The 22,855-nt window shown below is 63.4% G+C and carries 16 protein-coding genes; 7 read left to right on the forward strand and 9 right to left on the reverse strand.

The genetic code is table 11. From position 1 onward, the window contains the following. Positions 1-4 precede the first annotated feature (4 nt). Positions 5-1,090, forward strand: coding sequence for a DUF2336 domain-containing protein (locus tag LH365_RS12470; protein WP_226743961.1), 1,086 nt, complete (start codon positions 5-7; stop codon positions 1,088-1,090). Between the two features lie 245 nt (positions 1,091-1,335). On the opposite strand, the gene LH365_RS12475 is transcribed toward LH365_RS12470, so the two are convergent. The 4 genes from LH365_RS12475 to LH365_RS12490 all read right to left on the reverse strand — a co-directional run bounded on the left by LH365_RS12475 (position 1,336) and on the right by LH365_RS12490 (position 8,181). Next, positions 1,336-3,462, reverse strand: a complete 2,127-nt coding sequence (locus LH365_RS12475) for an AsmA family protein (protein ID WP_226743962.1) — start codon at positions 3,460-3,462, stop codon at positions 1,336-1,338. 296 nt (positions 3,463-3,758) lie between these two features. Then, on the reverse strand, positions 3,759-5,780 hold the full coding sequence (locus tag LH365_RS12480; protein ID WP_226743963.1) for a M3 family metallopeptidase: 2,022 nt from the start codon (positions 5,778-5,780) through the stop codon (positions 3,759-3,761). A gap of 75 nt (positions 5,781-5,855) precedes the next feature. After that, positions 5,856-7,202: a hypothetical protein gene (locus tag LH365_RS12485; protein ID WP_226743964.1), complete on the reverse strand. Its 1,347-nt coding sequence runs from the start codon at positions 7,200-7,202 to the stop codon at positions 5,856-5,858. A gap of 106 nt (positions 7,203-7,308) precedes the next feature. Next, entirely contained in the window at positions 7,309-8,181 is an 873-nt protein-coding gene (locus LH365_RS12490; protein WP_226743965.1) for a LysR family transcriptional regulator, read from the reverse strand. Positions 8,182-8,319: 138 nt separating this feature from the next. On the opposite strand from LH365_RS12490, the gene LH365_RS12495 reads away from it, so the two are divergent. From LH365_RS12495 to LH365_RS12515, 5 genes are all read left to right on the forward strand, one after another. Then, positions 8,320-9,924 (forward strand): carboxyl transferase domain-containing protein, encoded by a 1,605-nt coding sequence (locus tag LH365_RS12495; protein ID WP_226743966.1) that lies wholly within the window; start codon positions 8,320-8,322, stop codon positions 9,922-9,924. A gap of 137 nt (positions 9,925-10,061) precedes the next feature. Then, on the forward strand, positions 10,062-10,835 hold the full coding sequence (locus LH365_RS12500) for an enoyl-CoA hydratase/isomerase family protein (protein WP_226743967.1): 774 nt from the start codon (positions 10,062-10,064) through the stop codon (positions 10,833-10,835). A gap of 135 nt (positions 10,836-10,970) precedes the next feature. Then, a complete protein-coding gene (locus LH365_RS12505; RefSeq protein WP_226743968.1) occupies positions 10,971-12,680 on the forward strand; it encodes an acetyl/propionyl/methylcrotonyl-CoA carboxylase subunit alpha in 1,710 nt (569 codons plus the stop codon). A 125-nt stretch (positions 12,681-12,805) separates the two neighbouring features. Next, on the forward strand, positions 12,806-13,978 hold the full coding sequence (locus LH365_RS12510; RefSeq protein WP_226743969.1) for an isovaleryl-CoA dehydrogenase: 1,173 nt from the start codon (positions 12,806-12,808) through the stop codon (positions 13,976-13,978). Continuing rightward, the gene (locus LH365_RS12515; RefSeq protein ID WP_226743970.1) at positions 13,975-14,928 is read left to right on the forward strand and encodes a hydroxymethylglutaryl-CoA lyase; all 954 of its coding nucleotides are present in this window, start codon (positions 13,975-13,977) and stop codon (positions 14,926-14,928) included. Before LH365_RS12510 ends, LH365_RS12515 begins: the two co-directional genes overlap by 4 nt. Before the next feature lie 124 nt (positions 14,929-15,052). Here the strand turns inward: LH365_RS12515 and LH365_RS12520 are convergent, their stop codons facing one another. The 4 genes from LH365_RS12520 to LH365_RS12535 form a co-directional block, all read right to left on the reverse strand. Further along, positions 15,053-15,733: a CAP domain-containing protein gene (locus tag LH365_RS12520; RefSeq protein WP_226743971.1), complete on the reverse strand. Its 681-nt coding sequence runs from the start codon at positions 15,731-15,733 to the stop codon at positions 15,053-15,055. An 86-nt stretch (positions 15,734-15,819) separates the two neighbouring features. Next, positions 15,820-16,869 carry an enoyl-CoA hydratase/isomerase family protein gene (locus tag LH365_RS12525; RefSeq protein WP_226743972.1) on the reverse strand — a complete coding sequence of 350 codons (1,050 nt, stop codon included), beginning with the start codon at positions 16,867-16,869 and terminating at the stop codon, positions 15,820-15,822. A 133-nt stretch (positions 16,870-17,002) separates the two neighbouring features. Further along, on the reverse strand, positions 17,003-18,040 hold the full coding sequence (locus tag LH365_RS12530; protein WP_226743973.1) for a Glu/Leu/Phe/Val dehydrogenase dimerization domain-containing protein: 1,038 nt from the start codon (positions 18,038-18,040) through the stop codon (positions 17,003-17,005). Beyond that, a complete protein-coding gene (locus tag LH365_RS12535) occupies positions 18,033-21,458 on the reverse strand; it encodes an indolepyruvate ferredoxin oxidoreductase family protein (protein ID WP_226743974.1) in 3,426 nt (1,141 codons plus the stop codon). Before LH365_RS12535 ends, LH365_RS12530 begins: the two co-directional genes overlap by 8 nt. 168 nt (positions 21,459-21,626) lie before the next feature. Here LH365_RS12535 and LH365_RS12540 point away from each other — a divergent pair, with 168 nt between their 5' ends. After that, positions 21,627-22,106, forward strand: coding sequence for an Lrp/AsnC family transcriptional regulator (locus tag LH365_RS12540; protein WP_226743975.1), 480 nt, complete (start codon positions 21,627-21,629; stop codon positions 22,104-22,106). A 218-nt stretch (positions 22,107-22,324) separates the two neighbouring features. On the opposite strand, the gene thpR is transcribed toward LH365_RS12540, so the two are convergent. Continuing rightward, positions 22,325-22,855 carry an RNA 2',3'-cyclic phosphodiesterase gene (gene thpR, locus LH365_RS12545; protein WP_226743976.1) on the reverse strand — a complete coding sequence of 177 codons (531 nt, stop codon included), beginning with the start codon at positions 22,853-22,855 and terminating at the stop codon, positions 22,325-22,327.

Below are 22,855 nucleotides of genomic sequence, written 5' to 3' on the forward strand. Positions count from 1 at the left end.
TCACATGTCCTTGCCCCTCAACAACCTGATCGCCCTGGCCAAGGAGCCGTCCTCCGAAAAACGCCGCGAACTGCTGCGTCAGGTCACCAGCGTCTTCATGGCCCATCCCGAACAGGTCGAAGGGCCCGAAATGGCGCTGTACGACGAGGTGATGAGCCAGTTGTCGTCCGAGATGGAGAGCGTCGTCCGCGCCGAAATCGCGCGCACGCTGGCCGAGGCCAAGGTCGCCCCGCTGGGCCTGCTGCGCCGTCTCGCCAGCGACGATATCGAGGTCGCCGAAGTCATCCTGAAACGCTCGAAAGCCCTGACCGAAAGCGACCTGATCCACGTCGTGTCGACCAAGGGTCAGGACCACCTGCGCGCCGTGTCTCAGCGCGAGGAAGTGACCGAAGCCGTGTCGGGCGTCATCGTCGAACGCGGCGATGACACCACGGTCAACACCCTGCTGCGCAACGACGGCGCGCGCCTGTCGCGCGCCACCAACGAGGTCGTGGTCCACCGCGCCCAGACGAGCCCGGCCCTGCACGACGCCATCGTCAACCGCAAGGACTTCCCCCTCGATCTGATGAACGACATGTACTTCGTCGTCGAAGCCCGCCTGCGCGAACGCATCATGCAGGAAAACGCAAAGGTCGATCCCGCCGTTCTGGAACAGGCCCTGTCGAAGTCGCGCAACACCGTCGCCATCGCCCACGGCTCCTTCCCCACGGACTATGAGAAGATCATGGGCGAGGTCGAGGCGCTGTTCAATAACCAGAAGCTGACCCCCGCCCTGCTTGCGCGCTATATGCGCGACCCGAACCAGACCTGGTTCCTGTGCGCCCTGGCCATCATGGCCGATATCGACTTCCTGACGGCCAAGCACGTCGTCGAAAAGCGTGAAATCGACGCGCTGGCCATCGCCTGTAAGGCGGCCGATCTCGAAAAGTCGCTGTTCCTGACCTATGCCATGATCATGCTGGCGTCGCAGGACAATGCGATGGGCAAGGCCGCCGAATACGGCAAGCTGTACGAGCAATTGCCGCGCGAAACGGCGCTGCGCACCATCCGCTTCTGGCGGATGCGCCGCGCTGAAGGCCACGCGGCGTAAGCCCCTTCCCTTATACCTCCCCAGTTTACTGGGGTATAGCGCGCGAAAGTATAGCTTTCGCAAGCGATGGGACCGCACAGCCGCGGTGAGATGTGGTGGTGGGGGTTCTGACTTAGATCGCGTTCGCTGCACCTTGCCTACGGCGTCTTGCGCATATTGAACGATCCCCCAGACCATTCAATTGCTCACCCCATCCCATTGGCTCCGCCAATGGTCCCCCTCCCCGACAAGTCGGGGAGGTATAACTATTTCACCGGCGCGCCTTCGGCCTTCGCCTGCGACACCAGCCCGGCGCAGTTGGCGTTTTCCGCCGTATCCAGCCCGAAGAACGGCACCACCGAGTTGAGCGCCGCCGCCAGACCGCCCTGCAACAGGGCCGGTCCCGGCTTGACGCCGATGCTAGGCGCCGACAGATTGCCGCCGACCACCAGCGGCACATTGACCCGCACCAGACGGAACTTTTTAGGCTTGCCCTTGAGCAACAGGTTCAGCCGCTCGTCCTTCAGGTTCACCGTCCCCGACCCGTTGACCAGCACCACGCCGGTATCAAGCACGATGGACTTGGCCCGCATCACTCCGTTCTGAACCTCGAAATGCGCCACGGCGCAGCGCACCTCCGTCTCCTCCGGGTCTTTCGACAGATAGAGGAACAGGCCCTTGGTGGCATTGACACCCATCAGTTCGGCCAGACTCTGACGGATGCGTCCGCCCGGCATGACGGCGGTAAATTCCCCGTTGGACACAGCCGCCGCGTCGTGCACCGAAGCCCCGTTGCCAGTCAGTTTCAATCGCCCGTGCAGAAGGCCCTCGATCGGCTCGCCGCCCTGAATCTCCGGCACCATGTCCTGCACGCGCAGACCCTGCAGCGTGAAGTCCACGGCATTGGTCTGCACGGCCTGCCGCGCGTCGATACGCGCCGTACCGGTCAGGCGGCCCTGCGGAAAGGTGAACTGCACCGGGTCGAGGATCAGCAGCCCCTTGTTCAGATCGACGCCCAGCGACACCTCGCGCAGCGGCAGGGTGGCCCGCGCCTTCACCGCCGCCGCGCGATAGGTGACCTTGGCGTCCATGCCGCGCACGCGGTTTACATCCAGCGAGGCATCAGGCAGCAGGCGGCGCGAGGTCCGCGCATCTGCGGCATCGGCCTCGATACGCACGCCTACCGGCGCATTGGCTTTGGTTGCCCCGAACAGCGAGCCGAGATCCTCGAAATCCAACAGCCGCGAATGCAGATCGCCGGTCAGATAGGGCCGCCCGTCCTGACGCAGTTCGACCTTGAGCTTGCCGTGCAGATCGCTGCCGCCGACGCGGCCGTCTATGCCGGAAATATCGTAGACGCGGTCGTTGCGCTTGACCTGCGCCGCCAGCCTGTAGGCCGGCGTGTCGGGCAGGCTCAGCCCGGTCAGATAATAAAGGTCGGCCAGGTTGCGGCCTTCGACCGTCACCGCGCCCTCGACCTGCCCCAGATCGAACGGACGCACCACCCGCCCCTTGGCGGTCAGGGTCGTCGATCCGGCGCGCACGTGCATGTCGAACGGATAGGGCGTCGAACGGCGGACGTTGAGCAGCGCCCCGCCCGTGGCGTCCAGCTCGAACGTGCGCCCGTTGAGCGAGCCGTCGCCGGTCAGTTGCAGTGCCTGCTGTCCCGCCCCGGCTTGCTCGCGCGCGTTCATCGTGCCGGTGAAGCGCAGCTTGCGCGACAGGCTGGTCATCACGATCTGACCGTCGGTGATGATAAAATCCTTGATCGGCGGCAGTTTTGTCGGCTTGCCCTTGACACTGCCGTCGCTGAAATCCCAGTTGGCGCGGCCTTCGGCGTCCTGATAGAGGTCCAGCACGGGCCGGTCGATCTCCAGCCGCGGCAGGACGATGCGCCCGATAAACAACGGCATCAGCTCAGCCGTGACGGCGACCTTTTGCGCCTCGGCCAGCCGGGGTCTGGCGCCTTGGCGGTCTTTAGGCATCCAGTCCGGATGGCCGATTTTCAGCCCATTGACCGTGGCGTCCGGCGTCCAGCGGAACAGGTGCACGCGCAGATCGCCGTCGATCTGCACGGGGCGATGCAACTTGCCCTCAAGGATCGAGGTCAGGGTTGGCTTGAACCAGTTCCAGTTGGGGTTGGCGAGGAACAGAACGATCGCCACCAGCAGCGCCAGCAGGATGCCGACGACCCACAGCACATAGTGCGGCAGACCGGTTACCCGCCGCCAGATGACATGCCCGATACCTTTCAACCCTGCCCAAATCACCCCACCGATCGCCGCCGGACCGGCAGCCTTTTCAGGCGTGCGTTCGACCTGTTCCTCCTGAGGGGGCTCATGGGGAACGGGCTCGGCTTCGGGCGGCTTTTTCGGTCCGGGTGAAGGGGGCATGGCCTCCGGGCTCCACTAACGAAGCCCGAAAGGCTAAGGTTCACCACATCAGGAATCGATGGGTGAAGAACAGAACGAATGTCTATTTCTCCTCCCTGTTGCGCAGCAATGGGGAGGTGGCAGCGAACGTAGTGAAGCTGACGGAGGGGGATAACGCGGGAGAAAGTGCGAGCACGAGACCTGGTTCTAAGAAGGATATCAAGCACCTGCGTTTGCAATAAAATCAGAGTCGCCCCCTCCGTCACGCCTTCGGCGCGCCACCTCCCCATGCCTGCAGCACAGGGAGGAGATTTGACCTACTTCTTCTGCAATTCGGTCTTGAACGCCTCAAGGCTCATCGGACGCCCCAGAAAATTCTGGATCAGCACATTTGCGTCCTGCGACCCGCCGGGCTCCAGAACCAGCTTGCGATAGCGCTGCGCCACTTCCGGATTGCGGATGCCCGCCGCCTTGAACTGCGTAAACAGGTCCAGCGAAATCGCCTTCGACCACACATAGGTGTAGTAGATGGCCGAATAGCCGTCGAGGTGCCCGAAGCTGGCGTAATCGTGCACGCCCTCCATCGGCGGGAACATCGAATAGCGCGCGATCTGCGTATCGAACTGCGTATCGAGATCGAAGTCCGGCTTGCGGTTATAATAGTTCAGCGACACGGCGGCATAGGCCAGTTGCCCCTTCCAGCGGGTGGGCGTGCCGAAGCGGCGGCCGGCATTCATGCGCTTGACCAGATCTTGCGGAACCGGCTCGCCCTTGTCATTGCTGGCGAAGGTTTTGAGCGTGTCGTAATCCCACGTCCATTCCTCCAGAAGCTGCGACGGGGCCTCGATGAAGTCCCACTGCAGATTGCCCATCGACTGCACGCCGTACTGGGTATGGCCGCTGTACATGAGGTGGATCAGGTGCCCGAACTCGTGCAGGAAGGTCACGACGTCGCTGTGCTCCATCGGCCCCTCGCCGGGGAAGTTGCAGATCAGCGCGCCGACCGGCGCCTGACGGCCTTCGATGCCGGTGCGGATGGGGAAGGCCGCGGCGTGATTATACTTGCCGTCGCGCGGGTGCATGTCGAGATAGAAGCGCCCGATCAGCTTGCCGCTGGCCTTATCGTGCATTTCCCACGCCGAGACGCTCTTGTCCCAGACCGGCGTGTTCCACGGCCTGAACTCGGCCCCGAACAGGTCCGAGATAAGCTGGAAGATGCCTTTGCGCGACTTGTCATAGGTGAAGTACTGACGCACCTCGGCGGCATCGACGCTGTATTTCTGCTTGCGCAGCAGGTTGGAGAAGTAGCTGTTGTCGTAGGTTTGCAGCCGGTCGATCGTCGGATCGCTCGCCCTGGCGAAGGCCAGTAACTCGGCATAGTCGGCATCGGCGCCCGGCTTGGCGGCCACATTGACGTCGTCGAGAAACTGCGCGGCGCGCTGCGGCGTGCCGATCATCTTGTCGGCGGTGACCAGCGTGGCGAAGTCAGGATAGCCGAGGGTCTGGGCCAACTCGTAGCGCTGCTCCAGCAGGGTTTTCAGCACCGTCTCATTCGCCGGCCAGGCGCGGTTGAAAAAGCCCTGCGAGACGATTTTGCGCGTGTCGCGCAGGCTGGCGAACTGATTGATCGGGACGATGTCGGGATAGTCGTAGGTCAGGTGCACAAAGCCGTCTTCCGAGGGCTTATGGCTGTCCAGATAGTCCTGCGGCAGGCCGGCCAGCGCTTCGGGCTTCAGCTTGATATCGCCCTTGTCTTCGCGAATATTGGCGGCGAATTTCAGCCCCGTTTCGGTGATCTTGGTTTGCAGCGCGCCGACCTTGGCGCGCGTCGCCTCGTCCTTATCGACGCCCGACAGCTTGTAATTGGTCAGCATCTTGTTGAGGGTGAAGACGGTTTTCTCGTCCAGCCCCTTTTGCGGAATGGCGCTGAGGCGGTCATAGATCGGCCGCGATAGCGACACGGCGGTAGTGAACTCGGACAGTTTGGGGATGCACGCCTCGGCAGCGGCGCGGTTTTCCTTCACCGTGCTGGTTTCCGACACCAGATACATCTCGTTCGCGCCATCGCCCATCACCAGCATCAGGGTGTCGAAGGCGGCGAAATCCCCGGTGATGGTGGCCGGGCCTTTGCGTGATTCCAGTTCGGTCCGGACCTTAGCCCCCAAGGCCAGAATGGCATCGCAGCGCTGACCGATGGCCTGAGCCGTCGTATCGGCGATGGGTAATTGCTTCAGGAAATCATTGACTTCGGTCGCGGTCGAAGGCGCGGCGAACGCAGGCGCGGAGAACATGGTGGCGGCCATCAGGCACGCCGCCAGCGGCAAACGATATGGTTTCATGAACAGCCCTCGAATAGTTAATCGAGGAACGGTAGGCTGGAAAGTTGCTTCTGGCAACTGCGGCGAACGTCGTTCTTATTCCCGATCGTCCGCACGCACGCGGTTGAGGTTTTCCAGCGCCGTGTCGGCCAGCGACTTCAACCCGTGCTCGACGAAAATCTCATGCGCGGCCTCCAGCGCATAGGCGGCCTCGGCGCGGTCCAGCATGAAGCCGGTGATGTCGCCCCGCGCCACATAGAGCCGCCCCAGATTGGTCTGAAGGATGGCCCAGCCGACCGGATCTTCGCCCGGCTTGACCTGACGCAACTCGGCCTTGAAGGCGTCTTTGGCGTCTTCGAGCGACAGGAGATCGCCCTTCAACTCGGCCCGGCGCGCCAGACAGGCGGCGCGGTTATTGACGATCTGCGCGCGCAGCGACAACGGCTTGGCCAGCGCCCTGGACAAAGCCAGGTCGAAGGCCGCCACGGCCTGTTCGGCCAGGCCGTCCTCCTGAATCAGTTCCGACAGGGATTGCAGGGCAAGCGCACGGAAATGCGTCTGCGCCACCCAGTCGAGCGGGGCGTGCTCGAAGGTCACCACCTCATCCGCCGGCGTCAGAAGCGCAATGCCTTCGCTGATCATTTCGGGCTGACCGTCGATCTGACCCGACCAGACGTGGGCCAGCGCCAGACGCTGGGTCACGCGGGCAAACGTCACCGGTTCATAATCGGCATCCAGCCGCGCCCGCAGCGCCGTCAGGTCGCGGATCACCGCCGTCATCAGGCGGCTGTCGGCGCGGTCGAGGCCCACCAGCATCAGCAGGTCGGCGCGCTCCAGCCGCGCATCGGCGGCGTGAATCTTGTCCTTGGCGGCCTTGGACTGACGCACCAGCGCGTCGAAGCGTTCGATGGCGCGGTCGATATGGGCCATGGCCAGAAGCGCGGGCTCAAGGTCTTCCCCGATGCCCTGACGCACGGCCAGACGCGCCGCCAGACGCCCTTCGGTCAGCGTGTAGGCGGCCATCAGTTGCGCGTCGGCGTCGATGGCGCTGCGGCCGGTGGCGACCAGAGCCTCGGCCGAGGTCAGCAGTTCGACGGTTTCAAAAAGATCATAGCCCAGCAGGCAGATTTCAGCCTGCACCAGCGCCGCGCTGGCGGCTTCGTTGACGGTCTTGGCGGCCTTGCCGGCGGATTCCGCCGCCGTTGTCGCCTTGCGCAGCGCCAAGGTGTCGCCGGTGCGGCGGGCATATTCGCGCCAGACCAGAGCCGATTCCAGATAGGGCTCGAAGCGGCTGCGCGTCGATACGCGCCCGCCTTCGACGTCGAGGCCGCGGCCCTGCGTGATCAGCAGTTCGAGATTCATCAGCTCATAGAGGCTCACATCGGGCTCATAACGCCCGCCTTGCCCCATAATGCGCCTCAGTTCACGGCCGAATTCAAACATGGACCACACCTTGCCGCACGGATCGCGGAATCGTCCCAGAACGGAACGTCCGGCCCCTGCGTCAGGTGAACCTTGCAACAGTGTTGCCGCTCTACCTCCTCCCCCGCTATCGCAGGGGAGGAGGTAGACGGCTCACATACCCCTCAAACCCCTCGCCCGCGTCCTTGAGATGATCCGGCAGACCATGCCGGGGCCGGAACAGGGCCACGGTCCGGCGATGCGCAAATCCGTGCAATTTCGACGTCACAACACCTTCTGCCACATGGCTTTCCGGCACCACGGTCGCGCCTATACCGGCCGCCACCATGCGCAGCGCCCGCTCGTCATTCGCCGTGCGATAGGCCAGAGGTGGGCGCACATTGCGGTCGGTGAAATAGCGGCTGGTCTCCGACAACACCTCGCAGCGCGAGCGCACGATCATCGGCTGATCGCTCAGGTCTTCGCCGCGCACCACCGCCTCCCCGGCCAGTCGGTGATCCGCCGGTAAGGCCAGCACATAGGCTTCGTCATAGAGGGGCACGGAGGCGTCATCCTCGACGCGGCGGATCGACAGAGCGTAATCTATGCCCCGTTCGTCGAAGCGGTTTAATATCTCCTGCTCGGTGCCTTCAAACAGATCAAACCGGCCCTCGAAACCGGCATCGCGATAGCCTTTCAGCAGTCCCGCCACCCATGCTCCTGAGAGGGTCTGCAACACGCCGATACGCAGAACGCGCGCCTGTTCGGTCTGAGCCAGTTCGGCCATGGCCACATTGCATTCGTGCAGGATGGTCTTGGCGCGCGGCAGAAAACGCGTCCCTGCGGTGGTCAGAAACACCCGCTTGTTGTTGCGCACGAACAGGCTGACGCCGAGCTGTTCTTCAAGGCGTTTGATGCCGGCGGAGAGCGACGGCTGGGTAATCAGACAGGCTTCCGCCGCCTTGGTGAAGGAGCCGGTTTCGACAACGGCGAGGAAATAGCGAAGAAGATACGGTTCCATAACAACTCCGCTTACATACCTCCCCGACTTGTCGGGGAGGTATAGATCAATCATAGCCATTATCTATTCACTTCATTTTTATTATCGATTTTTCCAATGGTCAATGCGGGTGTAGGTTTCCGTTAAAGGAAACGTTCCATGCGCCTTAACAGCCAGACCGACACCGGCAGCGCCGACTTCAAGGCCAATACCGCCCACATGCAGGGGCTGGTGGACGATCTGCGCGCCCTGACCGCCCGCATTGCCGAAGGCGGCAGCGAAACCGCGCGGCAAAAGCACGTTTCGCGCGGGAAACTCCTGCCGCGGCAAAGGGTCGACGCCCTGCTCGATCCCGGTTCGCCCTTCCTCGAACTGTCGGCCCTGGCGGCGCATAAGGTCTATGAAGATGATGTGCCCGCCGCCGGGATCATCACCGGCATCGGCCGCATTGAAAACACCGAATGCGTCGTGGTGTGCAACGACGCCACGGTGAAGGGCGGCACCTATTATCCGCTGACGGTCAGGAAACACCTGCGTGCACAGGAAGTCGCGCAGATGAACCACCTGCCCTGCGTCTATCTGGTCGATTCCGGCGGCGCCAACCTGCCCAATCAGGACGAGGTCTTTCCGGACAAGGACGATTTCGGCCGCATCTTCTTCAATCAGGCGCAGATGTCGGCCAAGGGCATCCCGCAGGTCGCCGTGGTCATGGGCTCCTGCACCGCCGGCGGGGCCTATGTCCCGGCCATGTCTGACGAAAGCATCATTGTGCGCCGTCAAGGAACGATCTTTCTGGGCGGCCCGCCGCTGGTCAAGGCGGCTACCGGCGAAGTCGTCTCGGCCGAAGATCTGGGCGGCGGCGACGTCCATGCCCGCGTTTCCGGCGTCGCCGATCATCTGGCCGCCAATGACGCCGAGGCGTTACAGATGGCGCGGCGGATCGTGCGCAATCTCAACCGCAGCAAAACCGTCGCGCTGAAGGTGTGCGACAGCGTCGAACCGCTGTATCCGGCGCGCGAACTGTATGGCCTGATCCCCGTCGACAAGCGCATCCCCATCGATGTGCGTGAGATAATCGCGCGTCTGGTCGACGGCTCCGAATTCGATGAGTTCAAGGCGCTGTACGGCGAAACCCTGGTCTGCGGTTTTGCGCATCTGTACGGTTATCCGGTCGGCATAATCGCCAATAACGGCGTGCTGTTTTCCGAGAGCGCGCAAAAGGGCGCGCACTTCGTCGAGTTGTGCTGTCAGCGAGGCATCCCGCTGATCTTCCTGCAAAATATCACCGGCTTCATAGTCGGGCGCAAATACGAAAACGAGGGCATTGCCCGCCACGGGGCCAAGATGGTGACGGCGGTCGCCTGCGCCAATGTGCCCAAGCTGACTGTGGTTTTCGGTGGGTCGTATGGGGCGGGGAATTACGGCATGTGCGGCCGGGCCTTCGATCCCCGCTTTCTGTGGATGTGGCCCAATGCGCGCATCTCGGTCATGGGCGGCGAACAGGCGGCCAATGTGCTGGCCACCGTCAAACGCGACGGCATCGAGGCCAAGGGTGCAGCCTGGAGCGCCGAAGAGGAAGCCGCCTTCAAGGCCCCGATCCTTGAGACCTATGAGGCGCAGGGCCACCCCTACTACGCCTCCGCACGGCTGTGGGACGACGGGGTGATCGACCCCGCCGACACGCGCCGCGTGCTGGGGCTGGGCCTGTCCGCCGCGCTCAATGCGCCGATAGAGCCGACCCGGTTCGGCGTGTTCAGGATGTAGGATGATGAGACCCTGGCTCCCCCCTCACCCGGCGCTTACGCGCCACCCTCTCCCTCATGGAGAGGGACACAATAATTCCCCCTCTCCCTTGAGGGAGAGGGCCAGGGTGAGGGGGAAATCACACAAAGGACAAAGCCATGTCCACGCTTAAACTCGACATCTCTGCCAATGGCATAGCCCGCCTGACGCTCAATCGCCCCGACCGGCACAACGCCTTCGATGAGGCGATGATCGACGATCTGACCCAGATCTTCAGCGTGCTGGGTGACAATCCTGCCGTGCGCGTGGTCGTGCTCAACGGCGCAGGCGAAAGCTTCTGCGCGGGCGGAGACCTCAACTGGATGCAACGCGCGGCGCAAAAAACCGAAGCCGAAAACGAGGCTGATGCGCTGGCCTTGGCGACCATGCTGCACACCCTGAACACGTGCCCGAAGCCGGTGATCGGCCTGATCCACGGAGCCTGTTTCGGCGGTGGGGTCGGGCTGGCGGCGTGCTGCGATATGGTCGTGGCCGCCCCCGATGCGCGGTTCGGCCTGACCGAGGTGCGTCTGGGCCTGATCCCTGCCGCTATTTCGCCCTTTGTCGTGGCGAAGATCGGTGCCGCCGCCCGGCGCTACTTCCTGACCGGCGAACGGTTCAGCGCCGACGAGGCCCGCCGCATCGGACTGGTGCATGAGGTCAAGGCCGGACTCGATGCCGCCGCCGCGCCGCTGATCGACGGGCTGCTGGCCAGCGGTCCGCAGGCCGTCGCCGATGCCAAGGCGCTGATCGGCGATGTGACGGGCCGCACTATAGATAATGAATTGCTGCGCCTGACGGCCCGCCGCATCGCCGCCCGCCGCGCGTCGGACGAGGGCCGCGAAGGCATCGCCGCGTTCCTCGAAAAGCGCAAACCGGGGTGGGTAAGATGAGGAACGATCTGATAATCCCCTCGCCCCTACGGGGAGAGGGTGGCCTGAAAGGCCGGGTGAGGGGGCCGTTCCAAGCTCAGCTTTTCGCCCCCTCACCCCGGCCCTCTCCCCGTGGGGGAGAGGGGGAGCTTTACCATGTTCCGTAAAATCCTCATCGCCAATCGCGGCGAGATCGCCTGCCGCATCATCCGCACCTGCCAACGTCTCGGCATCAAGACCGTCGCTGTTCATTCCGAAGCCGACGCCAACGCGCTGTTTGTGCGCGAAGCCGACGAAGCGCACCTGATCGGCCCGGCCCCGGCGGCGCAGAGCTATCTGCGCGGCGATACGATTATTGAGGTCGCCCGACGCACCGGCGCCGAAGCCATCCACCCCGGCTACGGTTTCCTCTCGGAAAACGCTGAGTTCGCGGAAAGCTGCGCCACCGCCGGAATCGTCTTTATCGGCCCGAAGCCCGAAGCCATCCGCGCCATGGCTTTGAAGGGTGCGGCCAAGGCCTTGATGGAAGACGCCGGGGTCCCCGTCACGCCCGGCTATCACGGCGACGCGCAGGACGAAGCCACGCTTCTGGCCGCCGCGCGCCGCATCGGCTTCCCGGTCCTGATCAAGGCGGTGGCGGGCGGCGGCGGCAAGGGGATGCGCCGCGTCGATAATGAGTCTGATTTTCCAGAATTATTGAAATCATGCCAGGGCGAAGGTCAGAGCGCCTTCGGCGACCCTCGCGTGCTGATCGAAAAATATATCGAAGTGCCACGCCATATCGAGATCCAGCTCTTTGCCGACAGCCACGGTCACGCCGTGCATCTGCATGAACGCGACTGCTCGCTGCAGCGCCGGCACCAGAAGGTGATCGAAGAGGCCCCGGCTCCGGGCCTGCCCGACGCCATGCGCCAGGCCATGGGCGAGGCCGCGGTGAAGGCGGCCAAGGCCATCGGATATACCGGCGCGGGTACGATCGAGTTCATCGTCGATATGTCCAGAGGCATCGCTGACGCCTCTTTCTACTTCATGGAGATGAACACCCGGCTTCAGGTCGAACACCCGGTGACCGAGGCCATTACGGGGCTCGATCTGGTCGAATGGCAGTTGCGCGTCGCCGCCGGCGAAGCCCTGCCCCTGACGCAGGATCAGGTGCCGCTGAAAGGCCATGCCATCGAGGCGCGCCTCTATGCCGAAGACCCCGAACACGATTTTATGCCGTCTACCGGCACGCTGAGCCGCCTCGTCTTTCCGTCCGGGGTTCGCGCCGATTCCGCCGTGGCGGAAGGCGATGCGGTCAGCGTCTTTTATGACCCGATGATCGCCAAGCTGATCGTCCACGGTCCGGACCGCGACGCCGCGCTGGAGGGTTTACGCACCGCGCTGATCCACACCCGCGCCGAAGGTCTGCGCACCAATCTGGGCTTCCTGCGCCGCATCGCGTCGGACGCCGATTTCCGCGCAGGCGAGATCGATACCGGTTTTATCGGCCGGCATCTGGAGCGCCTCACTGCACCGTGGCCGGATTATGATATACCTGTAAATTCGCCCCCTTCTCCTTGGCACGATGCCACCGGATTCCGGCTCAACCTGCCCCCCGCCTCACCGGTCGATGTGCGGCACCTCACGAACGCTCTGCACGAGGCGCATGAGGCGTCTGAGGTGGTCGCCCCCATGCCGGGGCTGGTTGTCGCGGTACATGTGAAAGAGGGCGATACGGTCGAAAAGAACCAGCCCCTGATCGTGCTCGAAGCCATGAAGATTCAACTGACGCTCAAGGCCCCGCGCGCCGGAACCGTGACGGGCCTAAACGCCGTGACGGGCGAGCAGGTAATTGAAAAAGCGGTGTTGGCGGCGATCACCTGATCCCCCTCACCCGGCGCTTTGCGCCACCCTCTCCCTCAAGGGAGAGGGACGTTACAATAGCCTCTTTGCCCCCTCTCCCTTGAGGGAGAGGGCTGGGGTGAGGGGGAGAGCCACAGGAAACGACCATGACCGATTTTCCGCATTTGCAATTCGCCCACGGCGACGAAATCGACGCCCTGCGCGATACCGTCGCCAGATTCGCCGCCGCTGAAATCGCGCTGCACGCCGCAGAAATCGACCGCACGGATCAGTTCCCCCAAGGTGGCGAAATTTCGTTATGGCGCAAGATGGGCGACCTCGGCATTCTCGGCCTGACCGCGCCCGACATGTACGGCGGGGCGGAAATGGGCTACCTGGCCCACACTATCGCCATGGAAGAGATCAGCCGCGCTTCGGCCTCGGTCGGCCTGTCCTACGGCGCGCATTCCAACCTCTGCGTCAATCAGATCGTGCGCAACGGCAATGAGGCGCAAAAGGCCCGCTACCTGCCGCGCCTGATCAATGGCGAGCACGTCGGCGCTCTGGCCATGTCCGAACCCGGTGCCGGATCGGACGTCATGTCTATGAAGCTGCGCGCTGAAAAACGCGGCGACCGCTACGTGCTCAACGGCTCAAAAATGTGGATCACCAATGGCCCGGACGCCGATGTGCTGGTCGTCTATGCGCGCACCGGCGAAGGCTCAAAGGGCGTCACCGCCTTTCTTATCGAAAAGGATTTCGCGGGCTTTTCGGTGGCGCAAAAGCTCGACAAGCTGGGGATGCGCGGCTCGCATACGGGCGAACTGTTTTTTGCCGATTGCGAGGTGCCGGAAGAGAACGTTCTGAGCCACGAAGGGCGCGGCGCGGCGGTCCTGATGTCGGGTCTGGATTACGAGCGCGTGGTGTTGTCCGGCGGGCCGCTGGGCATTATGCGCGCATGTCTGGACGTGGTGATCCCCTATGTGCATGAGCGTCAGCAGTTCGGCGCGCCGATCGGCACCTTCCAACTGATGCAAGGGAAAATCGCCGACATGTACGCTACCTGGGGGGCCTGCCGCGCCTATGTCTACGCAGTGGCTCAAGCCTGCGACCGGGGCGAGACGACGCGCAAGGACGCCGCCGCGTGCATTCTGTATGCGGCGGAAAAGGCGACGTGGATGGCGGGTGAAGCCATTCAGTGTCTGGGCGGCAACGGCTATGTCAACGAGTACCCGACTGGGCGGCTGTGGCGCGACGCCAAGCTGTACGAAATCGGTGCCGGCACGAGCGAAATCCGGCGTATGCTGATCGGGCGCGAACTGTTCGAGGAAACGAAGTGACCCGCCCCACCCACGTCACCCTCTACGAGGTCGGACCGCGCGATGGTCTTCAGGCCGAGGCGCAGATTCTGCCTGCCGCGACCAAGATCGGCCTGATCGACCGCCTGTCGCAAACGGGGCTGCGCTTTATCGAAGCCACCAGCTTCGTCTCGCCGAAATGGGTGCCTCAGATGGCCGATGCCGCTGAGGTCATGGCGGGGATCACCCGCACGCCCCACCTGACCTATCCGGTGCTGACGCCCAATCTCAAAGGCTATGAGGCGGCGCTGGGGGAGGGGGCGCAAAGCGTCGCTATTTTTGCGGCGGCGTCCGAGACCTTCAGCCAGAAAAACATCAACGCCAGCATCGCCGAAAGCCTCGACCGCTTCGCCCCCGTGGCCGAACGCGCGCTTAAAGACGGCGTCGCTCTGCGCGGTTATGTCTCGTGCGCCATCGCCTGCCCTTATGAAGGCCCCATCGCCCCCCAAGCCGTCGCCGACGTGGCGCAGAAACTGATCGATCTCGGCTGCTACGAAGTCTCGCTGGGCGACACCATCGGGCGCGGCACGCCGGGCGACACGCAGCGCCTTCTCGACGGGGTTTTAAAGCCCGTCGAAGCGGCGAAGCTGGCCGTGCATTTCCACGACACCTGGGGTCAGGCGCTGGCCAATATCCTCGTCTCGCTCGACTATGGCATCGCGACGGTTGACACCTCGGTCGGGGGCCTGGGCGGCTGTCCCTACGCGCCGGGCGCATCGGGCAATGTAGCGACCGAAGACGTGCTGTACATGCTCAACGGTCTGGGCATCGAGACGGGGGTCGACCTCGACAAGGTCATCGAGACGGCGTGGTTTATCTCCGATGCGCTGGGCCGCCCACCCCGCTCCAAGGCGGCCGTGGCACGCGGGCGTCGCTTACCTTCATACCTCCCCATCTTTGATGGGGAGGGGGACCGCACGAAGCGTAGCTGAGATGCGGTGGTGGGGGTTCTTGCTTTTAGAAACTGAGTAAGTGGGGATATCGCAAGGCACCCCACCACCACGCCCTGCGGGTGCGGTCCCCCTCCCCGCACTTTGTGCAGGGAGGTATGAAATGTCACTTCCCCGCCATCTTCATGTGGCGGCCGAACACCTGCGTCCAGTAGAAGTAATAAGGCACGCTGGCTGTGCCGACGATGCCGTCCTGCGGATCGTGAACATAGCCCACCCCCATCTCTTCATAGCCGCAGTTGAGGATATTGGCGCGGTGGCCGGGGCTGGTCATCCATTCGTGGAAGACGATCTCCGCCGTCTTCTGGCCCGCGGCGACATTCTCGCCCAGCAGCGTATAGGCATAGCCGGTGTCGCCGATGCGGTGCTTCAGCCGCACGCCATCGTCGGTGTAATGATAGACGTAATTCTTTTCCGCCATCGAAACGCTCTGACGCTGCGCCGCCTGCATCAGTTGCGCGTTGAGGCTCAGCGGTCCGCACCCGACCTCGGCGCGGGCCTGATTGACCAGTTGCAACAGAACGTCGGCCTGATGCTGTATATCGCCGGTAATGTCATAGACCCGCGTGTCTTTCGGCGGCCCGGCCAGGGCCTCGCCGAGACCCGGCGCATTGACCACCGTATTGACGCGACGATAGGGCATGGACTCCGACGGCGGGGACAGCAGTTCGTCCACCGCCGCCTCGGCCTGCGCATCGAGTCGCTGAAGCTTTTCGTCCGCAAAAGCCGTATGGGCGCCAAGGACCATCACAGCCGCAATCACCCACGCCACTGCCCGCATAGCCATCCCCACCAGACCCCGCGTCCGGTTTCACGATGGCATATTGGCCCCTTAACTGTAAATAACGCCGTAATGAATAATATTAGTGACGCTTAAGCATAAAGTTCGCGCGGCAGCGGCGCAAACAGGGCTTCGACGCTCTCGGCGCTGACGCAGCCGATCGATTGCGGCAGCCAGTGCGGCGAGTGATCCTTGTCGTCGAGCACAGCGCGCACCCCCTCCAGAAAGTCGTGGCTCTGACAGATGCGCGAGGCGATGCGGAACTCCATCTCCATCACCTGCTCGAAGCTGTCCATGCGGCGGCCTTCGCGCAGATGGCGGAGGGTGACGCTCATCGAGAAGGGCGAACGGGTGGCCAGCACTTCGCCCTGATGCTGCGCCCAGTCGGTGTCCTCAAGCTTCAGCGCAATGGCGATGTCGGCCATGCTCGCCTTGCCGAAGATGCGGTTGATGGCCTCCAGATGCTCAGTATAGGACGGTTCGCCGACGGTTTGGTCGTAGCGGTGCAGCACATTGTCGATGTCGTTTCCAGCGAGCAGTTCTGCCTTCAAAGCCGGCAGATCGGCGGCCGCCACATGGTGCGTGCTGATACCCGCCGCGCGCACATCGGCGCCGCGCAGACGCTCACCGGTCAGGGCCAGCCACGTCCCGACTTCACCTTCTAGTCTAGGCAGGAACCAGCCGCCGCCGACATCAGGAAACAGGCCGATGCCGGTTTCCGGCATGGCGAACAGGGTGTTTTCGGTCGAGATACGATGCGTACCGTGGACGCTGATGCCCACGCCGCCGCCCATGGTCACGCCGTCCATCAGGGCGACGAAGGGCTTGGGAAAACGCTTGATCAGGGTGTTGAGGCGATATTCGGTGCGGAAGAACTCCCGCGCCGCTTCGCCGTCACCGCGCCCCGAACGCGCCGCCGCCCGCACATCGCCCCCGGCGCAGAACCCGCGCCCGCCGGCGTGGTCGAGCACCACATAGCCCACACGTGCGTCATCGGCCCATGTCTTCAGCGTCTCTGCCATCATGCGGCACATGTGGGTGGTCAGGGCGTGCAGGGCCTTCGGACGGTTGAGCGTCAGCCGCCCCACTCCGTTTTCAACGCGCGTTAATAGGGGCTTTTCTTCGAGGCTGACGGCGTCCATTGAGGCGTCCTTTCCCGGTTTTCTTGTGATTTTTGCTGCATCCTTATGCGTGCAGCATTTTTGAAAGATAATCACAGAATCAGTCGGTTGGGAAATGATTTATCCCCTCTCCCCGCTTGCGGGGAGAGGGGCATCAAATCCGCACCATCTTCGCTCTGGCCAGCGCATCGGCTACGTCGCCGGTCAGGCGATGCTCGGCCTTGGCGCGCGCGAAAATGTCCGCCAGACGCGGGCCGATCGCCTCGATTTGCGCATCGATACCCGCACGATCCACACCGCCATTATATTCTGCCGATACCGCGATAATGCCGCCGGCATTGATGACGTAATCCGGCGCATAGAGGATGCCGCGACGCGCCAGCACCGCGCCGGCTTCGGGGATGGACAACTGGTTATTCGCCGCGCCCGCGACGATGCCCGTATTCAGATGCTCGGCCACTTCCGGCGTGATGATGGCCCCCAGCGCGCAGGGTGCGACCACATCGGCCTCGGTCAAAAGTATCTCACGCACATCGGCGATGTCCGCCCCGAAACGCGCGCGCATGTCCTGCACGCGGTCCGGATTGATGTCGGCGACGATCAACTTTGCGCCGCGCTCATGCAGTTCCTGACACAGATAACCGCCGACGTGGCCCAGCCCCTGAACGGCCACGCGCACGCCATCAAGCGAGTCACGGTTGAGGCGCGCCTTGACCGCCGCCTCGATACCGATACGCACGCCCCGCGCCGTAAAGGGCGACGGATCGCCCCCTATCGCCCCCTCTGTTGCGAGGCCGGAAACGTACTTCGTCTCGCGCGCCACGATCATCATGTCCGAGACGCTGACGCCGACGTCTTCGGCGGTGATGTACTGACCGCCCAAGGCTTCGACCGCGCGACCGAAGGCGGCGAAGATGCGCTCCCGGTCTTCCGGCGCGACCGGGCCCATGATCACCGCTTTGCCGCCGCCGAAAGGCAGTTCGGCCATGGCGTTCTTATAGCTCATACCGCGCGACAGCCGCAGCGCGTCGGTGCGCGCCGCTGATGCATCGGTATAGGTCCACAGACGGCTACCGCCCGCCGCCGGCCCCCGCGCCGTCGAATGGATGGCGATAATGGCGCGCAGGCCGGTTTCGGGATCGTTGACATCGACGATCTTTTCGTGGGCGTCGTAAGCCGGGGAATCAAACATAGAGAGGTTCCTTTTGGGACTGGGATTTTTGTGCGGGCTTCACTTTCGCAAACGCAGCCAGCAACGACGTCTTTTGCGCTTCGTAAGTCTCGACCGATGCGGCCTTAATGTGGCCGAAGCCGCGGATATTCTCAGGCAGGCGGGCAATAGCCACAGCCTGGGTGAGATTGTGCGGCTGAACCTGCGCGATCAGGTCGCGGACGAGGCGCAGATAGTCGTCGCGCAACCGGCGCTCCAAGCGGCGCTCGTGCGTATGGCCGAACGGATCGAAGACCGTGCCGCGCAGCCCCTTGAGGCCTTTCAGCACGCCGAACGCGCCGAAGACCCAGCCGCCGAACTTCATCTTGCGTGGCTCGCCAGTCCGCGGATTTTTACGCGCCAATAGTGGCGGGGCGAGAAATACGCTCAGTTTTTTCGGATCATCGAACTGCGCCGCCAACCGCTCGCGGAAGGCCGAATCGGCATAAAGCCGCGCCACTTCGTACTCGTCCTTATAGGCCATCAGTTTGAACGCATTGCGCGCCACAGCCTCCAGCAGGGCCGGCGATTCCAACTTCCGCACGGCGTCGATCAGCGTTTCATATTGCGCCGCATAGGCCGCATTCTGATAGGCGCTCAGGTCGGCGATGCGGCGGGCAACAAAGGCCTCTACATCAAAGGCAGTTTCGGCTTTCGGCGGCGCGATGCGCCCCAAATAGAGGGCGCGACCCAAGGCAAAGGCCTTATGGTTATTGGTCTTTTCCGCACCGTTAAGGTCGATGGCTTCTTCGATGGCGAAGCGGCTGAGCGGCACGGCACCGGCCTGCCAGGCGGCGCCCAGCAGGATCATGTGACCATAGACGGCATCACCCAGAAGCCGCCGCGCCACGCCCCCGGCGTCGAGCGGCTCAATGCGCTTTGACGCCTTTCGCAAGCGTCCCATCAGCCCGCCGCGATCGAAGACGATGTCGCGGTTCAGCGTGAACGCCGCCGTCGAGGTCAGGGCCGAATTGACAAAGCTCAGGGTGCGGTCCGGGCTGACCAGAGGCAGGGCCGTCTTGCCGGTCGCCTGCACCATGTCAGCGGCCAGCAGCACATCGGCTTCCCCGGCGCTGATACGCGGCGCGGGCAAACGCACGCCTTGCGCCACGATGCGCACATGGGCATCGACGCCGCCGCCGCGCTGGGCCAGACCGGTCTGATCGGCCACCGACACTTCGCAGCCGTCGATATGCGCCGCCATCCCCAGCATGGCCGACAACGACGTCACCCCCAGCCCGCCGATCCCGGCCAGCAGGATATTGACCGGGCGCGTCGTCGCCAGTGGCGGCGTGATGTCGGGCAGGTCGGCGATCAGGGGGCTGATGTCCGGGGCGGCGGCTTTTTTCAGCGCCGCCCCTTCGACCGCCACGAAGGACGGACAGAACCCCTTCACACAGGAGGTGTCGATATTGCACGCCGACTGATCGATCTCGCGCTTGCGCCCCAGTTCGGTCTCCAGCGGATTGATGGCCACGCAGTTGGACTTGGCCTGACAATCGCCGCAGCCTTCGCACACCGCCGGATTGATGAAGATGCGCGCAGCGGGTTTAGGGGCGAGGCCACGCTTGCGGCGACGGCGCAGTTCGGTGGCGCAGGCCTGATCGTAGATCAGCACCGACACGCCCTTATGGGTGCGCAGTTCGGTCTGCACGGCCTCCAGATCGTCGCGGTGCGCGTAGGTGGTGCCGGAGGGCATTTCACCCTCCCATTTTTCCGGATCGTCGGAGACCAGCGCGATGCGTTCGACCCCTTCGGCGCGCACCTGCTGCGCCACCATGACGGGCGTAAGCTGACCATCGACCGACTGCCCGCCGGTCATGGCCACCACATCGTTATAGAGGATCTTGTAGGTGATATTGACCCCGGCGGCGATGGCCTGACGGATGGCCAGAAGCCCCGAATGGAAATAGGTGCCGTCGCCCAGATTGGTGAAGACGTGCGCTTCATCGGTGAAGGGTGCCTGCCCCATCCACGTCACGCCCTCCCCGCCCATATGGGTGCAGATGTCGGTCCGGCGCGGCATGAAGGTCGCCATATAGTGACACCCGATTCCGGCCAGACCACGCGACCCTTCGGGCACGACGGTAGAGGTATTGTGCGGGCATCCCGCGCAAAAAAACGGCGCGCGGACGTGGTCGGGTTTCAGTGTCTCCTTCGTCGTCAGTCGGGCGCGGAAGCCTTCGGCGCGTTCACGCCGGGCGGGATGGCGCGCCGCTTCGGGCAAAAGGTCGTACAGGGCCAGCGCCACCTGTAACGTATCGAGTTCCAGCACGTCGGAGATCAGCGGTTCACCACTCAGGCCCCGCTTGCCGAGGATCAGCGGACGGCGGCCATCGGGCAGGCTGTAAAGCGCCGAACGCAGTTGCGGCTCGATCACCTCGCGGCGTTCTTCGACCACCAGCAGCTTTTCCAGACCCCCGGCAAAGGCGCGCGCGCCCTGCGCATCCAGCGGCCAGACCATGCCGACCTTCCATACACTGAGGCCGATGTCACGGGCTTCGTCCGCATCGATGTCGAGCAGATCGAGGGCCTCCATCACCTGCGTGAAGGCCTTGCCCGCCGTGGCGATACCGATGCGGCAATTGGGCGTGTCCCACACCACTTTGTCGAAGCCGTTGAGCCGTCCGAAGGCCGAGGCCGCAGGCAGGCGGTAGTGGCGGTGGCGCGCTTCCTTTTCGGCGGGCGTGTCCGTGGCGCGGATGTGCAGCCCGTCCGCCGGCAGGTCGATGACCGGTGCGCGCGTGTCGAAACGGTCGCTGAGATCGACGGCGGCCGAGGCATCCATCAGGTCGGAAAGGGTCTTCAACGCCACCCAGCCGCCGTAGAAGCGCGACAGGGCGATGCCCTTTAGGCCGTATTCGAGCACTTCGGCGATGGTGGACGGGCTGAGGACCGGGATTTCGGCGTCGATAAAGGCCAGTTCCGACTGGTTCGGCAGGGTCGAGGATTTGCAGGCATGGTCGTCGCCGACCACGGCCAGCACGCCCCCCAGCGCCGTCGTCCCGGCCATATTGGCGTGCTTCAAGACATCGCCCGACCGGTCGACGCCCGGCCCCTTGCCGTACCAGATGCCGAATACGCCGTCGAAACGCGCCCCTTCGAACAGCGGCACGTGCTGCGTGCCCCACACGGCGGTGGCCCCCAGGTCTTCGTTGATGGCCGGTTTGACGACGATGTGCAGCGGATCTAGGACGGCCTTGGCCTGCAGCAATTGCTGATCGTAATTGCCGAGCGGCGAGCCGCGATAGCCGGAAATGAAACCCGCCGTGTTGAGGCCCGCGCGCCGGTCGCGCCGGGCGATCATGATGGGCAGCCGCACCAGGGCCTGCACCCCGCTCATGAAGGCGCGACCTTCGTCGAGAACGTATTTGTCGCTTAAGGAAACCTGATCTTGCATTCAATCATCCCTGCTAAGCTTTCCGTCTATTGCGGAATTTTTTTGCAGGATGACACGAAATCAGGAGAATGAATTTTCGAAATTCGTGATATTAAGGGCAAAGACAAAATGACATTCCGTTGCGGCGCTTCGCCGCAGAATGGGATGCCGAACAGGCCGAGGACAGACATGACGCGATCTTCTGAGGGCCGCGCGCTCGACGATACCGACCGCAAAATCCTGCGATTGCTGCGCAGCAATTGCCGCCTGACGACGCAGGAAATCGCCGATCAGGTAGGACTTTCACCCACCCCCTGCTGGTCGCGGATCAAACGCATGGAAGAGGCCGGGGTGATCACCGGTTATGTCGCCCTGCTCGATCCGGAACAGGTGGGCAAGCCGGACACGGTGATTGTCGAGATCAATATCGAATCGCACGACGACGACCGCATCGAAGAATTTTCGCGCTACGTGCTGAACCTGCCCGAAGTGACGGACGCCTATCTGACGACGGGCGAGTACGATTACGTGCTGATCGCGGCGGTCGACGGGACGGAGGGCTATGAGCAGTTTCTGCGCAAGAAGCTGCTGAAATTCCCCGGCATCCGTCATACGCGCTCGACCTTTTGTTTGCGCAGGCTTAAAAGAGAGCCTTCACCGTCAGTATAAAATCTCTACTCCTTCTCCTCCCTGTTGCGTAGCAATGGGGAGGTGGCGCGCCGAAGGCGTGACGGAGGGGGATGGCGAAAATATCAGCAGCAAGTGCAGTACTTTGAAGGTGCGCACAGACCAAGGTTAGATGCCGAGGGCTTGTCCGAGTCATCCCCCTCCGTCATTTTCGCTATCGCTCAATGCCACCTCCCCATGCCTTCGGCACAGGGAGAAGATTACAGCACGTACCGTTCCACCACCGTGTAAACGCTGCCTTCGCTGGTCAGCGTGCTCTCGTACAAACACACCGCATCCACCGCAAACGGCGCGCTCGTCAGCCCCTCATTGGCATCGAGAAAATGCGACAGCGTTCCGATACGACCACTTAACCGCGCCAGCGTGATATGCGGCTGAAAAACCCGCGGTTCCGGCAAAAGCCCCGTGCGCACCACCGCCTGATCGACCTTCTTGTGCAGCACGTGCACCGGCTCGAACGGCGTCACCCCCGCCCACAGCGTATGGACCTGCCCCTTGCGCTCGAATGTGCCCACACCGGCGAGCGACAGTGCGAACACCGGGTGGCGCAGGTCGCTCAGCGCTTCGGCGATGTCATTGGCCTGATGGCGATCGACCTCCCCCACAAAGCGCAGGGTCAGGTGCAGTTGCGCCGCCGTCTGCCAGCGCGCGCCGCTCACCCCGCCCATCAGGTCGAGCAGTTGCGTCTTGATGTCGTGCGGCGGTTCGATCCCGATAAACAGTCTGTGCAT

Origin of the sequence: Asticcacaulis sp. AND118, from assembly GCF_020535245.1 — a bacterium.
GTDB lineage: Bacteria > Pseudomonadota > Alphaproteobacteria > Caulobacterales > Caulobacteraceae > Asticcacaulis.

What these genes read in the sequence shown, in the direction of transcription:
- LH365_RS12525 (WP_226743972.1), bottom strand. Translation starts at nt 16,869, where the DNA reads ATGGACGCCGTCAGCCTCGAAGAAAAGCCCCTATTAACGCGCGTTGAA.
- LH365_RS12505 (WP_226743968.1), top strand. Translation starts at nt 10,971, where the DNA reads ATGTTCCGTAAAATCCTCATCGCCAATCGCGGCGAGATCGCCTGCCGC.
- LH365_RS12470 (WP_226743961.1), top strand. Translation starts at nt 5, where the DNA reads ATGTCCTTGCCCCTCAACAACCTGATCGCCCTGGCCAAGGAGCCGTCC.
- LH365_RS12490 (WP_226743965.1), bottom strand. Translation starts at nt 8,181, where the DNA reads ATGGAACCGTATCTTCTTCGCTATTTCCTCGCCGTTGTCGAAACCGGC.
- thpR (WP_226743976.1), bottom strand. Translation starts at nt 22,855, where the DNA reads ATGCACAGACTGTTTATCGGGATCGAACCGCCGCACGACATCAAGACG.
- LH365_RS12530 (WP_226743973.1), bottom strand. Translation starts at nt 18,040, where the DNA reads ATGTTTGATTCCCCGGCTTACGACGCCCACGAAAAGATCGTCGATGTC.
- LH365_RS12485 (WP_226743964.1), bottom strand. Translation starts at nt 7,202, where the DNA reads ATGTTTGAATTCGGCCGTGAACTGAGGCGCATTATGGGGCAAGGCGGG.
- LH365_RS12475 (WP_226743962.1), bottom strand. Translation starts at nt 3,462, where the DNA reads ATGCCCCCTTCACCCGGACCGAAAAAGCCGCCCGAAGCCGAGCCCGTT.
- LH365_RS12500 (WP_226743967.1), top strand. Translation starts at nt 10,062, where the DNA reads ATGTCCACGCTTAAACTCGACATCTCTGCCAATGGCATAGCCCGCCTG.
- LH365_RS12510 (WP_226743969.1), top strand. Translation starts at nt 12,806, where the DNA reads ATGACCGATTTTCCGCATTTGCAATTCGCCCACGGCGACGAAATCGAC.
- LH365_RS12495 (WP_226743966.1), top strand. Translation starts at nt 8,320, where the DNA reads ATGCGCCTTAACAGCCAGACCGACACCGGCAGCGCCGACTTCAAGGCC.
- LH365_RS12535 (WP_226743974.1), bottom strand. Translation starts at nt 21,458, where the DNA reads ATGCAAGATCAGGTTTCCTTAAGCGACAAATACGTTCTCGACGAAGGT.
- LH365_RS12520 (WP_226743971.1), bottom strand. Translation starts at nt 15,733, where the DNA reads ATGGCTATGCGGGCAGTGGCGTGGGTGATTGCGGCTGTGATGGTCCTT.
- LH365_RS12540 (WP_226743975.1), top strand. Translation starts at nt 21,627, where the DNA reads ATGACGCGATCTTCTGAGGGCCGCGCGCTCGACGATACCGACCGCAAA.
- LH365_RS12480 (WP_226743963.1), bottom strand. Translation starts at nt 5,780, where the DNA reads ATGAAACCATATCGTTTGCCGCTGGCGGCGTGCCTGATGGCCGCCACC.